This window comes from Paraburkholderia sp. J41, assembly GCF_905220235.1.
In the GTDB taxonomy this organism is placed as follows: Bacteria; Pseudomonadota; Gammaproteobacteria; order Burkholderiales; family Burkholderiaceae; genus Paraburkholderia.
Window position 1 is genome coordinate 225,823 of the sequence record NZ_CAJMZE010000009.1, and the last position, 15,349, is coordinate 241,171.

Annotated in this window: 15 protein-coding genes; 7 read left to right on the top strand and 8 right to left on the bottom strand. The window is 66.6% G+C overall.

Annotation, left to right across the window (positions count from 1 at the left end; translation table 11 throughout):
• Positions 1-9 precede the first annotated feature (9 nt).
• Positions 10-489: a YraN family protein gene (locus U5805_RS12375; protein ID WP_322103761.1), complete on the bottom strand. Its 480-nt coding sequence runs from the start codon at positions 487-489 to the stop codon at positions 10-12.
• 526 nt (positions 490-1,015) lie between these two features.
• On the opposite strand from U5805_RS12375, the gene rsmI reads away from it, so the two are divergent.
• Positions 1,016-1,927 (top strand): 16S rRNA (cytidine(1402)-2'-O)-methyltransferase, encoded by a 912-nt coding sequence (rsmI, locus tag U5805_RS12380; protein ID WP_322103762.1) that lies wholly within the window; start codon positions 1,016-1,018, stop codon positions 1,925-1,927.
• A 151-nt stretch (positions 1,928-2,078) separates the two neighbouring features.
• Here the strand turns inward: rsmI and U5805_RS12385 are convergent, their stop codons facing one another.
• A complete protein-coding gene (locus U5805_RS12385) occupies positions 2,079-2,678 on the bottom strand; it encodes a septal ring lytic transglycosylase RlpA family protein (protein ID WP_322103763.1) in 600 nt (199 codons plus the stop codon).
• An 800-nt stretch (positions 2,679-3,478) separates the two neighbouring features.
• Here U5805_RS12385 and U5805_RS12390 point away from each other — a divergent pair.
• The 3 genes from U5805_RS12390 (at position 3,479) to U5805_RS12400 (ending at position 5,324) form a co-directional block, all read left to right on the top strand.
• A complete protein-coding gene (locus U5805_RS12390) occupies positions 3,479-4,123 on the top strand; it encodes an MBL fold metallo-hydrolase (protein ID WP_322103764.1) in 645 nt (214 codons plus the stop codon).
• An 11-nt stretch (positions 4,124-4,134) separates the two neighbouring features.
• Positions 4,135-4,776 (top strand): exonuclease, encoded by a 642-nt coding sequence (locus U5805_RS12395; RefSeq protein WP_322103765.1) that lies wholly within the window; start codon positions 4,135-4,137, stop codon positions 4,774-4,776.
• A 77-nt stretch (positions 4,777-4,853) separates the two neighbouring features.
• Entirely contained in the window at positions 4,854-5,324 is a 471-nt protein-coding gene (locus U5805_RS12400) for an Lrp/AsnC family transcriptional regulator (RefSeq protein WP_174479506.1), read from the top strand.
• Positions 5,325-5,365: 41 nt separating this feature from the next.
• Here U5805_RS12400 and U5805_RS12405 read toward each other — a convergent pair whose 3' ends face one another.
• The 3 genes from U5805_RS12405 to U5805_RS12415 form a co-directional block, all read right to left on the bottom strand.
• Positions 5,366-6,523 carry a cation diffusion facilitator family transporter gene (locus tag U5805_RS12405; protein ID WP_322103766.1) on the bottom strand — a complete coding sequence of 386 codons (1,158 nt, stop codon included), beginning with the start codon at positions 6,521-6,523 and terminating at the stop codon, positions 5,366-5,368.
• 267 nt (positions 6,524-6,790) lie between these two features.
• Positions 6,791-7,099 (bottom strand): H-NS family nucleoid-associated regulatory protein, encoded by a 309-nt coding sequence (locus U5805_RS12410; protein WP_069265202.1) that lies wholly within the window; start codon positions 7,097-7,099, stop codon positions 6,791-6,793.
• Between the two features lie 413 nt (positions 7,100-7,512).
• Positions 7,513-8,184 carry a HugZ family protein gene (locus U5805_RS12415; protein ID WP_322103767.1) on the bottom strand — a complete coding sequence of 224 codons (672 nt, stop codon included), beginning with the start codon at positions 8,182-8,184 and terminating at the stop codon, positions 7,513-7,515.
• 176 nt (positions 8,185-8,360) lie between these two features.
• Here U5805_RS12415 and U5805_RS12420 point away from each other — a divergent pair, with 176 nt between their 5' ends.
• On the top strand, positions 8,361-9,605 hold the full coding sequence (locus tag U5805_RS12420; protein ID WP_415914579.1) for an MFS transporter: 1,245 nt from the start codon (positions 8,361-8,363) through the stop codon (positions 9,603-9,605).
• A gap of 139 nt (positions 9,606-9,744) precedes the next feature.
• On the opposite strand, the gene U5805_RS12425 is transcribed toward U5805_RS12420, so the two are convergent.
• From U5805_RS12425 to U5805_RS12435, 3 genes are all read right to left on the bottom strand, one after another.
• Positions 9,745-10,890, bottom strand: a complete 1,146-nt coding sequence (locus U5805_RS12425; protein ID WP_322103768.1) for a branched-chain amino acid ABC transporter substrate-binding protein — start codon at positions 10,888-10,890, stop codon at positions 9,745-9,747.
• Positions 10,891-11,028: 138 nt separating this feature from the next.
• Positions 11,029-11,373, bottom strand: coding sequence for a hypothetical protein (locus tag U5805_RS12430; RefSeq protein WP_322103769.1), 345 nt, complete (start codon positions 11,371-11,373; stop codon positions 11,029-11,031).
• A gap of 200 nt (positions 11,374-11,573) precedes the next feature.
• Entirely contained in the window at positions 11,574-12,725 is a 1,152-nt protein-coding gene (locus tag U5805_RS12435; RefSeq protein ID WP_322103770.1) for a nitronate monooxygenase, read from the bottom strand.
• 212 nt (positions 12,726-12,937) lie between these two features.
• Between U5805_RS12435 and U5805_RS12440 the strand changes: the two genes are divergently transcribed.
• On the top strand, positions 12,938-13,636 hold the full coding sequence (locus U5805_RS12440) for a dienelactone hydrolase family protein (protein WP_322103771.1): 699 nt from the start codon (positions 12,938-12,940) through the stop codon (positions 13,634-13,636).
• A 134-nt stretch (positions 13,637-13,770) separates the two neighbouring features.
• A complete protein-coding gene (locus tag U5805_RS12445; protein WP_322103772.1) occupies positions 13,771-15,276 on the top strand; it encodes an amidase in 1,506 nt (501 codons plus the stop codon).
• Positions 15,277-15,349: the final 73 nt, after the last annotated feature.

The following is a 15,349-nucleotide window of genomic DNA, read 5'->3' on the forward strand; positions in this document are numbered from 1 at the left end:
CGCGCCCTTTCATGCTTCGCCCGCGTCGAAGCGAAACGCGTCGCGCAGCCACACGAGCCGTCCGCTTTCGAACGCGATCACGTCGAAGCGGCACGCGGGCATCGGCCTATCGCGCCCGCCGCTCACGCACATCGTCGACAGGAAATGGCGTGCCGCGCGCAGCACGCGCTGTTGCTTGCGCCAGCCGACGCTTGCCGCCGCGCCGCCGAATTCGGGCCGCGCTCGCGCGCGCACTTCCACGAACACGAGCGTGCCGTCGGGCTCGCGCACGACGAGATCGAGTTCCCCGCCGCGGCAGCACACGTTGCGCGCGACGCTCTCGCATCCTTCGCGCCGCAGGAATGCGAGCGCGTGCGACTCGAAACGCGCACCGATCGCGCGCCGCCTCGACGCATTGCTTGCGCCGTTGGACCGGGCACATGGGGAAAAGTTGTGGGCATGCGCGGGTTCGTCGATCGGCGAGCGTGGGGCTTGCGGCGCTCGCGGCATCGGCGGGATTGGTGAGGCTTGCGATGTTTGGGGCGTTAGCGGCGTCCGTAACGCTTGCGGTATCCGCGCCACTTGCGCCACTTGCGGCATCGGCGCGGTTTGCGACATTCGCAGCACATGCGGCGCTTGCGACGTTTGCGACGTTTGCGACGTTTGCGACGTTTGCGACGTTTGCGACGTTTGCGACGTTTGCGACGTTTGCGACGTTTGCGGCGTTTGCGGCGTTTGCGGCGTTTGCGGCGTTTGCGACGTTTGCGACGTTTGCGGCACATGCGGCGTTAGCGGCGTCCGTAACGCTTGCGGTATCCGCGCCACTCGCGCCACTCGCGGCATCGGCGCGGTTTGCGACATTCGCGGCACATGCGGCGCTTGTGGCGTCTGCGGCGCGTGCAGCCCCCGCGCGCGCGCGCCCAAACCTTCGCGCCGCGATTCCCCCGACGATTCACCCGCGCCGCTTCCCTCGGGCGCGCCCGCTTCAGCGTGGCACAATGTCGGCCTCCTTGCCTGCGCTCGCGCGCTCCGTGTCATGACGTCCTCCTCGTCGCATTCGTCCGTTTTCGAACTCGCGCAAACCCAGCACTACCCGGCCGCCACGCTGTATGTCGTGGCAACGCCCATCGGCAATCTCGCCGACGTCACCGTGCGCGCGCTGCACGTGCTCGGTCTCGTCGATCGCATCTGCGCCGAGGACACGCGCAACACCGGCACGCTGCTCGCGCGCTACGGCATTTCCAAGCCGCTCGTTGCCGTACACGAGCACAACGAGCGCGAGGCCGCGCAACGCGTGATCGACTTCCTGCGCGCGGGCGAGCGCGTGGCATGCGTGTCCGACGCCGGCACGCCCGGCATTTCCGACCCCGGCGCGAAACTCGTCGACGCCGTGCGCGAAGCCGGCTTCAACGTCGTGCCGCTGCCCGGCGCAAGCGCGCTCGCAACCGCGCTTTCGGCCGCGGGCGACTGGGTGTCGACGTTCACCTTCCTCGGTTTTTTGCCGCCCAAGCCGAAGCAACGCGCGACGGCGCTCCAGGCGCTCGCCACGCACGCGCATGCAATGGTGTTCTACGAGGCGCCGCATCGCATCGTAGAAACCGTGCAGGCGCTCGCCGATGCGTTCGGTCCCGCGCGCAAGCTGTTGATCGCCCGCGAACTGACGAAGCTACACGAAGCGCTGTGGCGCGGCACCCTGGCCGAAGGGCCAACGTGGCTTGCCGCCGACGCGAACCGTCAACGCGGCGAGTTCGTGCTGGTCGTGGAAGGCGCGAGCGCGCAGCCCGAAGGCGAAGCCGATCACGACGCGCTGCTGCGCACGCTGCTTCAGGAAGTGCCCGTAAAAAGCGCGGCGAAGCTGGCGGCGGCGCTCACGGGCGCATCGCGCAACGCGCTCTACGCGCGCGCGCTCGAGTTGAAGGGCGAGGACGAGGACGAAGCCGGCGAGTGAGACTCGCCGGCGAAGGAAGCACGGAAATACGAAGTGCAGAAGTGCAGGAATGCGCAGGAATGCGCAGAAATGCAAAAGGGCCGCCCGAGAGCGGCCCTTCCTGTACGCGGCGCAAACACGGCGCGCCACGCGATCGGCGCAACGGGCGCGATCAGTTGTCGACGTTGCCGTTCGCCGCAACCATTTCGGCCTGAGCGGCCTTGGCTTGCTGGCGCGAAAGACCTTCGATCGTGACCTTCGCGGTGCCCGCGTGCTGCACGCCGAGGATTTTTGCGGCGGCATACGAAAGGTCGAGAATGCGGCCGCGCGCGAACGGGCCGCGGTCGTTGATCTTCACCACGACCCACTTCGACGTGCCCGCGAGGCTCACGCGCACGTAGGAGCCGAGCGGCAGCGTGCGGTGCGCGGCGGTCATCGCTTCCATGTTGTAGCGCTCGCCGCTCGCGGTCTTGCGGCCGTGGAACGCGCGACCGTACCACGAAGCGCGGCCGGTCTGGTGGAACGAATGGACGTCCGGGCTGTTTTCGTCGATCGGCTGCGCGTCCGCGAGGGACTTGTCGTTGGCGGTGCCCGATGCGGGCAGCGCGGCCAGCGCCGAGCCGTAGCTCTGCGGCGCGGCGAAAGCCGTGTTCTTCGTGCTCAGCGCGTCGTTTGCGGCCTGGTTCTGCGGACCGGGCGGCATGGCGCAACCGGCCAGCACGGATACGGCCAGGAGACTCCCGAAACGTCGTCGAGTCAAACTGAAATTCATAAGCTCATCTCTGTTCGAAGCCGACCGAGCACACTGCGTGCGCTCTGTCAGATGGCTTCGGCGGTCGCGGGCATGACTTCGCCTTCGCTCGCCGAAAAGAAAATGGACGAGCGCGTGCCAATGCCCGGATGCAGCCCTATCAGCCGCTAACCGCTAGTTATCTTTCACGTCTGGCACAGCCTGTCCCCGGCAGCCTGACCAGACCCCACATGCCGCCATCGAACGCGATGACGCATTCGCGCGCGCCGGAAACACACGGCGCACAGGAACGGCGGCGTAGGCCCCACCCAGCGTCACGGCATGTAGGCCGTAGCAGGCGCGCGGCGCCTGGCTGGGCAAGACGTGCGGCATCGAAATGATCGACACCTGATTTGCCATCTTGTAAGGCAGCCTGTTTAGCCAGCCTCCAACGACGGCACTGCTTGACGGTGATGCATCCGACCTCTTTTTACTGCGCGGGTCGCATCACCCAGTGAAAGCACGGGAAACCGTGCATGTTGGGCCGCATTATACCCAAAAGTAATTCTTCGCACCGAAGCCGCCCGGAAATCTCCATCATTTCTGACTATTCGCGTAACAAAGCAGCGCGACCCATCCCCTCTCGGGCCTTGTATGACAAGGGATTCGCGCCGCCCCAAAAGGCGCCTCGGCGCCGCCGCGAGCGCGCCGGTACAATCGAACTCTTGCGGCCGAATCCGGCCCAATCCGTCCAGGCCACGCGCCGCGGCGCGACAAACACCAAACCGCGCGAACGCCGCGCGAATGTCGCGGCGGCCGCCGCGAACCCACGAATTCATCGCATGAAAGTCACGCTGATTCCCGTCACGCCGTTCCAGCAAAACTGCTCGCTGCTCGTCGACGAAGCCACGCGCCGCGCCGCCGTCGTCGATCCCGGCGGCGACCTCGACCGTATCGAAGCCGAGCTGGAAGCGCAGGGCGTGCAACTCGAAAAGGTGCTGCTCACGCACGGTCACGTCGATCACTGCGCGGGTGCGAAAACGCTGGCCGACAAATACGGCGTGCCGATCGAAGGACCGCAGGAGGACGAGCGCTTCTGGATCGACATGCTGCCGGAACAGAGCGTGCGCTTCGGTTTCGGCCACGCGCAGGCGTTCGAGCCCACGCGCTGGCTGCATGACGGCGACACCGTGCGCTTCGGCGAGGAGGAACTCGAGGTTTATCACTGCCCGGGCCACACGCCGGGCCACGTGATTTTCTTCAGCCGCCGGCACCGCGTCGCGCTGGTCGGCGACGTGCTGTTCGCGGGCTCGATCGGCCGCACCGACTTTCCGCGCGGCAATCACGCGGACTTGATTCGCTCGATCCGCGAAAAGCTCTGGCCGCTCGGCAACGACGTCATGTTCGTGCCGGGTCACGGCCCGGTTTCGACCTTCGGCGAGGAGCGCCGCGGCAACCCTTACGTCGCAGACAACGTACCCGGATGATGAAACGTACGATGAATCAAACCGCTATCGAAGAAATCTACGTCAGCACCGACGTCGAAGCCGACGGCCCCATTCCCGGCCCGCATTCGATGCTGAGTTTCGCCTCGGCGGCCTACACCGCCGACAAGCGTTTGATCGCCACCTTTTCGGCCAATCTCGCGACCCTCGACGGCGCCGCGCCGCATCCCTTGCAGGCCGCGTGGTGGGAAACGCAGCCCGAGGCGTGGGCCGCGTGCCGCACCGACCTGCAAGATCCGGCGAAGGCGCTCGCAGCCTATGTCGAATGGGTGGAGGCGCTGCCCGGCAAGCCCGTGTTCGTGGCCATGCCGGCCGGCTTCGACTTCACCTTCATGTTCTGGTACATGATGCGCTTCGCGGGGCGCTGCCCGTTTTCGTGGTCGGCGCTCGACATCAAGACGCTCGCGTTCGCGATGACCGGCCTGCCCTACCGCAAGTGCATCAAGCCGCGCTTTCCGAAGCACTGGTTCGACGACTATCCGCACACGCACGTCGCGCTCGACGACGCCATCGAGCAAGGCGCGCTTTTCTGCAACATGCTCGCCGACTTGCGCACGCAGCAGGCCGCGCTGCGCGCGCAAGACGCCGATGGGGACGCGTCGGGGCAAAACACCGCGAGCGAACCGGCAAATTAGGTAATCTCCCTCGCAAGCGGCGCTTTGCATTGCGTTCTGTTCTCCCGGCCTCTACTATTCGGGAATACAGCGACGCAATGGAGGCGCAGTTGACACTCGATACGTTCTCTCAGAAGATCCTGCGCCTGCTACAGCTCGACGCGCGCCGCTCCGTGCAGGAAATTTCCGATCAGGTGGGGCTTTCCAGCACGCCGTGCTGGCGCCGCATCAAGGACATGGAACAGTCGGGCGTGATCCAGCGTTACACGGCGCTGCTCGATCGCGAAAAGCTGGGCCTGCACGTCTGCGCGCTCGCGCATATTCATCTCACGCGTCACACCGAAGGCGGCGTCGAAGCCTTCGAGCGCGAGATCGCCACCTGCCCGGAAGTCACCGAGTGTTACAGCACCACGGGCGAATCGGACTACATCCTCAAGATCGTCGCGCCCGACATCAAGGCCTACGACGCGTTTTTGCACGAGCGCATCTTCCGCATTCCCGCGGTGGCGCAGGTACGCACGAGCGTCGTGCTGCGCGAAATCAAGTTCGATACGCAGTTGCCGCTGTAATCGCCCACACGGCGCGCCTTCACGGCGCCTTCCCATTCAGCTTAACCGCCCAATTTGACAATCCGTCGATCGACGGGCTGTAGCACGTCCAGACGCACCGCGCCCGCCTGCGCGCACAACGTGTCGAGATCGACGGCGGCAAGGCGCGGCACGTCCTCGGCGCCGGCGAGCGTCAGTTGAACCGCGATGCCGGTGCTCAGGTAGTGGAGCGTGATGTCCTTCGTCCGCACGCCGTGCGCCGCCAGCGCCTCGCGCAGTTGCGCGGCCACCTTCTCGCGCGGCGGCAGGTTCGCGACCGAGCGCACGTGCATGTCGTCCTCGGGATCGACGTGGATCAGCGCGTCGAGCACGCGCGCATCGGTGAGCAGGCGCGTGCGCGCCGTTTCGGCGATGTAGTGGCCTTCCGAAACCGAAATCCACGGATCGACCAGCACGTGCGCGTCGACGAGCGCGAGGTCGCCCGTCTTGCGCGTGCGCATGCCGTGTACGTCGCGCACGCCCGGCGTGGCCACCAGCAGCGCGCGCAGGTCGGCGGCCGCGGCCTCGTCGAGCGCGCGATCGGAAAGATCCTGCAAGGCGTCCCAGCCGAACACCCAGCCCATGCGCGCGACCATGAAGCCGACAATGGCCGCCGCGATCGGGTCGAGCAGCCGCACGCCAGCGAGCGACCCCACGATGCCGAGCGCGACCACGAGCGACGACGCCGCGTCGGAGCGCGCGTGCCACGCATTGGCGATCAGCATGGCCGAGCGCACGCGATGCGCCTCGCGCAGCAGGTAGCGAAACAGTCCTTCCTTGGAAACCAGCACGAGCAGCGCGACGATTAACGCGCTCAAATGCACCGGCGGAATTTCGCCGAGATTGGCAATACGCGTTCCGGCGCGCGCCAGCATGCCCACGCCGACCGCGATCAATAATCCGCCGAGGAATAATGAAGCAACCGTTTCATAACGGGAATGGCCGTAGTTGTGATCGGCGTCCGGTTTTGCGCCGCTATGGCGATTGGCGAGCAATACGACGAAATCCGAAACTACGTCGGCAAGCGAATGAACGCCGTCCGCGACCAACGCCTGCGAATGCGCAAACACGCCGACAGCGATTTGCAACACCACGAGCACGGAATTGACAGCCACACTGATCCACGTGGTCCGGCGCGCCACCTCGTGTTTATCCGATAAAGCAGCGGCGGAAGCATTCATGCGCGCGAGCAAAAAATAGGGGAATAACCGTGATTGTAAGCGCGGCATCCGCCTATTTTGCAGATAACCCTAAAAATCTCTTTTAAATCAGTCAACTACAAGAACGCGTCGTATTTGCATTTCAATTACGCGCATTGCGCACGCCGGAAATACAAAAAGCCGCGCGTCCCCCGACTGCGCGGCCTTTGCCTGACGGATGCGGTCGATCCGCCCGACTGCGACGCCCCAACCCGCTGCACGGCGGCCGCGGGATTGACTTTGGGCGATTTACTTCTGAATCAGGAAGCGGTCGCGGTCTTGACCGGCAATCCAGCGCGGCGGCTTGCCGCGGCCCGACCAGGTGCTGCCGCTGTCGGGATCGCGATATTTCGGCGCGACGCTGGCGCGCGAGCGGCTGGCCGCTTTTGCCGCCTTGGCGCTGGCGCGGCCGCCGCCGAGTTCGGCGAGCGTAATGCCGTAGTCGGCCATTTTCTGCTTGATTTCATCGAGGACCTCGGCATATTCGCGTGCCTTCGCCTCTTCAATCTGCTTCTCCAGCTTTTCTCGCTGAGCGAGGAGTTCCTTGTAGGAAGACATAGGTGCCCTTGTGGTTTGATCGTAAATGGTTACCGGTCTCGCGCCAGTATGCCGATTGATAGATACATGCCTCGGAAATCGGTGGCGAGATTAACACAAAATCGAATGCCGGGATGCGAGCGAGCAATAAAAATATTAAACCCTGATTTCGAATCCGCACAGATTGCTACACGCGGCTAACTCACTCTCATTGGGTGCAAATCGGTATTTTTACTAAATGTGACTTTTGTCCTGATAAAACGTCTTCGCATAATTAGCAGCGCATGAAATTAAATGGTCCACGAACGACATAACATTTCATCGCATGAAAACATTTCGCAATTGAAAGCTCTCGCGCATCGCTTTTCGCGCTGTTTCGCGATCGCCGATTCAAGGATTGGCGGTTCGTCGTACCTTATGTTCGAAAAATACCGTCAGACGATATGGCGTTCGATACAGTCGGTGAGCACGGCGTGCAAGGATGAGTAATCCGTTTGCGGCGCTTCGAAAATAAAGCGCGTGCGCAAACCATTTTCCGTTATGAGATCGGCGCCATAACAATCGACGCCCGCCAGATGCAAGGCGTCCGGCCGCGCGGGATGCGTTTCGAAGAAGCGCACCAGCTCGGTTTCCTCTTCGTCGCCGAGCGGTTCGAGCGCGTCGAGGTCGGCGGCATCCATCCAACCCATCGCGCCGAAGCCGCCGATATACCGCAGGCGCTCCGTGCGCATCGTCCAGAACGTGAAGTCGCCCAGCGCCAGATAGCGCTCGGCCCCGGCGTGATAGCGCAGGTAGCGGCGCGCCGTCGCTGCCTGCGCGGCGGCTTCGACCGGCGCGAAACGGCCGATCAGCGTGGCGCGCGGCGCGTTCAGCACGTCGCGCTCGTGGCCGTGCGAAACCAGAAAGCCGGCGCGCGGATCGGCGCCCAGATTGCGCGTGTGCTCGGCCAGCCGGCTCACGAGAATCACGGGCCGGTGGCGCGCGTCCGGCGCGAACGGCAGCAAGGTGGGATAGGGAAAGCCAAGCGGCTCGCGCGAATGCGTGGCGAGCGCGCCGGCGGTCGCCTGGTGCAGCAGATGCAGCGGGGCATGAGCGGGAATCTTCAAGAGCGCGTCCTCGTGGTCGGTCGGCGGGCCGCTCGCGAAGCCCCGCGCGTGGCGGGAGTTTCGAGCGGCGCATGGCGCTATTAGAGCAGCACGCGCGCCCGACAGGCCATTCGCGTGTTCGATAGAATCAGCGTTTGCTTTCAGGCGCCTTCCGCCGCTCCCTTACCGGAATTCCCGTGTCCGATCCATCGAATCCGTCGACCACCCACGCTCATTCGTCCCCGCAAGCCCGCGACGCCAGTCCCGCCGCCCAGCATCGCGCATTGCCCGCCGCGCGGCGGCAGCGCGCCCGCGTCGCGACGATGGCGCTGTTCTTCATCGCCGGGATGATGTACGCCTCGTGGGGCGTACACGTTCCCACCGTGCGCGACAAATTCCACCTGAGCGCGGCGCTGCTCTCCTACGCCCTCTTCGCCGTGGCGGGCGGCTCGATCGCCGCGATGACGCTGATCGGCGGCTGGATCGCGCGCGTCGGCTCGCGCCGCGCGTGCCTCGCGGGCGGCCTGACGATGAGCGTGTGCGGCGCGCTGATTCTCGCCGTGCCGTATTACTGGATGCTGCTCGCCGTGCTCGCCGCGTTCGGCGTGGGCATGGCGACGCTCGATGTGGCGATGAACGCCGAGGCGAGCGCCGTGGAGGAAGCCGTCGGCAAGCCGATCATGTCGGGGCTGCACGGCATGTTCAGCCTGGGCGGCATGGCGGGCGCGGCGATCGGCGGGGCGCTGCTCGCGCGCGGCATGGCGCCGGCCGTGCATCTGCTGCTCGCTTCGGCGCTCGCGGCGCTGGTGCTCGTGCTTTCGTGCCCGGCCGTGCTGCCGCACGTGCCGCATGCCACGCACGGCGAACACGCGAAAACCGGCAACCGCTGGCGCACGCCCGCGCTGTGGGCGCTGGGTGCCGTCGCGTTGATCGCCTTGATCGCCGAAGGCGCGATGTACGACTGGGCCACCGTGTACATGCGCGACGTCGTGCTTTCGACGCCCGCGCTCGCGAGCGCGGCCTACGCGGCGTTCTCGGGCGGCATGGCCGTGGCGCGCTTCGCCGGCGACGCCGTGCGCGCGCGCTTCGGCGCGCCGCAACTGGTGCTCGCGAGCGCGTCGCTGGCCTGCGCGGGCATGATCGGCGCGCTGCTGCTGCCGTATTCGTTCACGGCGCTCACGGGCTTCACGCTGATGGGACTCGGCCTCGCCAACATGATGCCGGTGCTGTTCGCGGCCGCCGCGCGCGTGAAAGGCATCCACGCCGCCGAAGGGCTCGCTCACGTCGCGGGCATCGCGTATTTCGGCTTGCTGTTCGGGCCGGTCGTGATCGGCGGCATCACGCAGGTGACGAATCTCACCGTGGGGCTCGCGGTCGTGGCGCTGTGCGCCGCGCTCGTGGCGGTCGCCGGGCCGAAAGTGTTGCGGCGGCTCGGCATCTGAGCCGCGCCGCGGTGCGCGAGCGCACGTCGCGCGAACCGTCGCCGCAAAAGACAAAAGGCCCGCGGGCGCAAACCCGCGGGCCTTTTCGCATGTCACGCCGGAGCGCGCCGAAGCGCGGCCGGACGCATCACACGGAGTCTTACATCTTGACCACGTCGAGCAGCGACTTCTTGCCCGACTTGTAGTTGTACAGCGAGATCACGCCGTGCTTGAGGTCGCCCTTCGAGTCGAAGGTCGTCTCGCCGATCACGCCCTTGTAGTCCGTTGCCGGCATCGCTGCCAGGATCTTCGCCGGGTCCGTCGAGTTCGCGCGCTTCATCGCATCCACGATGATGTACACGGCGTCGTACGTGAACGGTGCGTAGATCTGGATCGGCTGGCCGAAACGCTTCTCGTACTTCGCTTCGAAGGCCTTGCCGCCGTCCATCTTCTCGAGCGCCATGCCGGCTTCCGAGCAGACGATGTTGTCGGTGGCGTCGCCGGCCAGGTCCGAGAGCTTGTCGGTACACACGCCGTCGCCGGCCAGCACCTTCGCGCGCAGGCCGAGCTGCTTGGCTTGCTTGGCGAACGGGCCGCCGGTGGCGTCCATGCCGCCGTACATGATCGCGTCGGGGTTTTCGCCCTTGATCTTCGTCAGAATGGCGCGGAAGTCCACGGCCTTGTCGTTCGTCGCGTCATGCGAGAGCACGTTCATGCCGAGCGACTTGGCGGTCTTCTCGAACTCGTTCGCGAGACCCTGGCCGTAAGCCGTCGAGTCGTCGACGATCGCGACGGACTTGACCTTCAGGCTCTTCGACGCGTAGTTCGCGAGCGCCGGGCCTTGCTGCGCATCGGTCGCCACGACGCGGTACGTCGTCTTGAAGCCTTGCTGCGTGTAGGCCGGGTTCGTGGCCGACGGCGAGATCTGGACGATGCCGGCATCGCTGTAGATCTTCGATGCCGGGATCGACGTGCCCGAATTCAGGTGGCCGACCACCGCGACGACCTTGTCGTCGACGAGCTTCTGCGCAACCTGCGTAGCCGTGCGCGGGTCGGCCGCGTCGTCCTGCGCGTCGAGTTGCAGCGTGACCTTCTGGCCGCCGATCGTCAGACCCTTGGCGTTGATTTCCTCGACGGCGAGGCGTGCGCCGTTTTCATTGTCCTTGCCGAGGTGGGCGATACCGCCCGTGAGCGGCGCGACGTGGCCAATCTTGACCGTGACGTCGGCGCTCGCCGCCGTTGCAAACGATGCGAACAGCATGGCCGCAGCGCTGATCGGCAACAGCTTGTGAAGCTTGATATTCATGTAGATCTCCAGTTTCTCTCGAACCCAAAAGCAACGTAATCGCCCTGTGCTCCCGCGCCCCGAACGTGTCGCTCCCCGTGCGGACGACCACGCAGGATGCATCCTTGATGCACCTGGCCAGCATGGCGTCGGGCCCGTTCATGGCGGGCCGTCTGGCCATACTTGCGCGCAAGTGTAGGTGATCAAATTAATTTGGGGGATTTTTTTCAGATATCGGGGCGAGTACCAATAGGCGATTGATTGAAACGCTTCAAATCGCCGTTTTGGGCCAAAAATCCTTGTCCGCTCACGCGTGGGCGCACTTCGCCGTATCCGCGTCAAAGCGCCGCCACGGTCATTTCCGAATCGTTTTTTGAGATTTTTCGCGGCTAATTCGGGCGAATTGGCGGCACGCGTCGGCAATGCGCGCGGAAAATCGCCGCGCAATGGTTGCGCGCGCATGAGTTCGCCAAACGTTTTCGTGCGAACGCCCGATAAACGCATTGCGATTCGATTCAGCTCTCGTTTACCGGCAAAACGCCCGCGAAGCGACGCAAAGCGCCGCCCGTTGAGGTTTCGCGAAAACCGGCTTTGCGAACCCGCCGATTATCCTGCCGATGCGAATGCCGTCCACGCGCACCGGCCGCCCGCGCCGGCCGCCCGCACCGCGTCGTTGCTGCAACGATCGTCGCGAAAGACGCCGCTCAGGCTTGCGGCCGCGCGAACGCCGCCAGCGCCTCCAACGCCGCGCGCGACTCGCGTTCGAGCGCCGCCACGATGCGCGCCGCGCCCAGCCCTTCCTCGCGCGCGCGGCCGAGCGGCGCGCCCTGCCCCGACCACAGCGAAAGCCAGTCGCCGTCGTTGGCGCGCGCCGCGCTCTGCCGCAGCGGCTGCGTGAGCGCGTTCTGCACGGGATACGGCGCCGCCGCGCCGGCCTGCGCGTCGAGCCGCGCCATCAACGGATTGCGGATGCCGCGCGCGTGCCGCCCCGTGATCGCGCGCGTGACCGAGGTGGCGGTGTCGGACGCGGCGCGCAAGCGCGCCTTCCAGTCGGCGGGAATCGCGCTTTCGGCGCTGCCGAGAAACGCCGTGCCCATCTGCACGCCTTGCGCGCCCAACGCCAGCGCCGCGACGATGCCGCGCCCGTCCATCACGCCGCCCGCCGCCAGCACCGGCAAGCCGGTCGCGTCGACGAGCTGCGGCACGAGCGCCACGGTGCCGACGAGCGCATGCGCCGCCTCGCCGATGAAGGTGCCGCGATGGCCGCCCGCCTCCGCGCCCTGCGCGACGATCGCGTCCGCGCCCGCGTCGCGCCACGCGAGCCCTTCGGCCACGTGCGTCGCGGTGCCGATCACGTAGCTGCCCGCCGCTTTCAGGCGCGCGACGTCCTCCTTCGCGAGCAAGCCGAACGTGAAGCTCACGACCGGCACGCGAAGTTCGACGAGCCTGTCCAGTTGCGCGCGGAAGTCGGGCGCGTAGGCGGCGAGCGGCTGGCCGGGCGCGAGGTCGAAGCGCGCGGCGAGCGGATCGATCGCGGCCAGCGCGCGGCGCACGGTGGCGTCGTCGGGTTCGGCGCGCTCGAGCACGAAGAGATTCGCGCCGAACGGCTTGTCGGTGAGCGCGCGGATTGCCGCGACTTCGCTCGCGATCTTTTCCGGCGCGAGCGCCGCGCCCGCGAGAAAGCCGAGCGCGCCCGCGTTCGACACCGCCGCGACCAGCGCGGGCGTGGTCGCGCCGCCCGCCATCGGCCCTTGCACGACCGGCAGGCGCAAGCCGAAGCGGCGCGTGAGCGGCGTGACGAGCGGCGCAGGCGCGCAATCCGTTGAAAAGGCCGGCGACGGTTCCGGGTGGTGCATGGCGCAATCCTCATGAAGCTGAAACGTTGCACCGACTCTAGCCAAAGCCCGTCCGCGCGAAAAATGAATAATCGAGATCGTTACGATCCGCTTGCGAGAACGAGCGCGCTGCAATGCCTCGCCGCCCTATGGCAAACTGGCTCCCCCATTCCCCGGCGGGCCTTCGCATCGCGCCGCGCCGCACGACTTTCCTTTCGAACACGGAGAACACCATGAGCGTTTCGACTCGCTGGATCGACATTCCCGCCGGCAACGACAGCTTCGGCGCCTATGTCGCGGCGCCCAGGGGCGGCAAGGGGCCCGGCATCGTGATCGTGCAGGAAATCTTCGGCGTCAACGAACACATTCGCGACGTGGTCGAGCAATACGCGCTCGACGGCTACGTGGCGATCGCGCCCGACGTGTTCTGGCGCACCGCGCCGCGCGTGGAACTCGAATACGCCGGCGCCGACCGCGACCGCGGCATCGAACTGCTGCAAAAAACCGACGTGAATCTCGCCGTGCAGGACATCGGCGCGACGGCCGAGGCGCTGCGCAAGCTGCCCGAGTGCGCGGGCAAGGTCGCGGCCGTCGGCTACTGCTTCGGCGGCCGTCTCGCGTATCTCGCGGCGGCGCAAGGTTTCGTCGATGCGGGCGTCGCGTACTACGGCGGCGGCATCCAGAATCAGCTCGATCTCGCAAGCAAGGTGACGGTGCCGATGCTGTTCCATTACGCCGAAAACGATCACGGCATTCCGCTCGACGCGGTGGGCCAGGTGCAGGCGAGCTTCGCGGGCCGCCCGAACGCCGAATTCCATCTCTACCCGAACGCCGAGCACGGCTTCAACTGCTCGATGCGCGCGTCGTACAACCAGAACGCCGCGGCGCTCGCGCACGGGCGCACGCTGAGCTTTCTCGCCGAACGGCTGTAAGCGCCGAAATCGCGCGAACGGGGCGGCATGGAGCCGCCGGCACCCGGCGCGCAACGCCTTCGACGCGCCCGAACGCGCCGCGCCGGTATGATCTTTCGCATCCAAGCTGGCCACCACGACGAGGAGCGCGCGCCTTGCAGTCCGACTATCTGGAATACGACGCCATCGGCCTCGCCGATCTCCTGCGCCGCCGCGAAGCAAGCGCGCGCGAATTGCTCGACACCGCGATCGCGCGCGCCGAAGCCGCGAATCCCGCGATCAACGCGATCGTTCTGAAAGACTACGAAGCGGCGCGCGAGCGGGCGCGCAACGCCGAAACGAGCGCCGCCGCGCTCGCCCAGGGCCCGCTCGCGGGCGTGCCGTTTCTCGTGAAGGATCTGGGCGCGGCCGTCGCCGGCCTGCGCATGACGCTCGGCAGCCGGCATTACCGGCACTACATTCCCGCCGCCGATGCGCCCGTCGTCACGCGCATGCGCGCCGCCGGTCTCAATATCTTCGGCAAGACGAGCGCGCCCGAACTCGGGCAGATGCCGTACACGGAGCCCGAACTGTTCGGCCCGTGCCGCAACCCGTGGAATCTCGATCACACGCCGGGCGGTTCCTCGGGCGGCGCGGCGGCGGCCGTCGCGGCGGGCATCGTGCCGCTCGCGCATGCCTCGGACGGCGGCGGCTCGATCCGCATTCCCGCCTCGTGCTGCGGTCTTTTCGGGCTCAAACCGTCGCGCGCGTTTCAGGTGCCGTCGAACCTGCCGCCCGCGCCGGGCGCGTTGGGCGTCGATCTCGCGGTGTCGCGCAGCGTGCGCGACAGCGCGCTCATGCTCGACCTGTTCGCCGGCGACGGCACGCTCGCGCCCGGCGCGCCGGGCAGCTTTCTCGCGGCCGCGCGCGAGCCGCTCGACGGCGCCAAACCGCTGGCCGTCGCGCTGATCGCCGAGCCGATGTTCGCCGACACGCTCGCGCCCGACGTGCGCGCGGCGCTCGACGACGCGGCCGCGCTGCTCGAATCGCTCGGCCACCGCGTGGAGCCGGTTTCGCTGAAGGTGGATTTCCCCGCCGCGCGCGAGGCATTTCTGATGTTGTGGTCGGTGGTGGCCGAACAATACGTGCTCAACGCCGACACCATCACGGGCCTCAAGCCGCGCCGCGAGGACTTCGAGATCGCGACGTGGGCGATGGCGCACATCGGCCGCAAGCTGGGAGAACGCGAACTGCCCGCCGCGCTCGACGTGCAGCAAAAAATTACCGCGCAAGTGGCCGATCTGATGAGGCGCTTCGACGTGCTGCTGTGCCCGACGCTCGCCGCGCCGCCGGTGAAGATCGGCGAGTTGCGGCCCACGCCCGCCGAGCGCATGCAGATGCGCGCCGTCACCGCCGTGCCCGTGGAAGCGCTGATGCGCAAACTGCTGACGGAAGCGTCGAACAAGGCGTTCGCGTGGGCGGGCTGCACGGAATTGTTCAACCTGACCGGGCAGCCCGCGATGTCGGTGCCGCTCTGGTGGAATGCGCGCGGCCTGCCGGTGGGCGTGCAATTCGCGGCGCGCGAGGGCAACGACGCCTTGCTGCTGCGCCTCGCCGCGCAACTGGAGGCGGCGCGGCCGTGGTTCGCGCGGCGGCCGCCGTTGTTGCAGGCGCGCAGCTAACGGAGTGCTGGCCGTTGCTGGCCGTCGGTTTTGTCATCGACGGACGAAAACAGGCGCGCTGACCGGCGCGCCT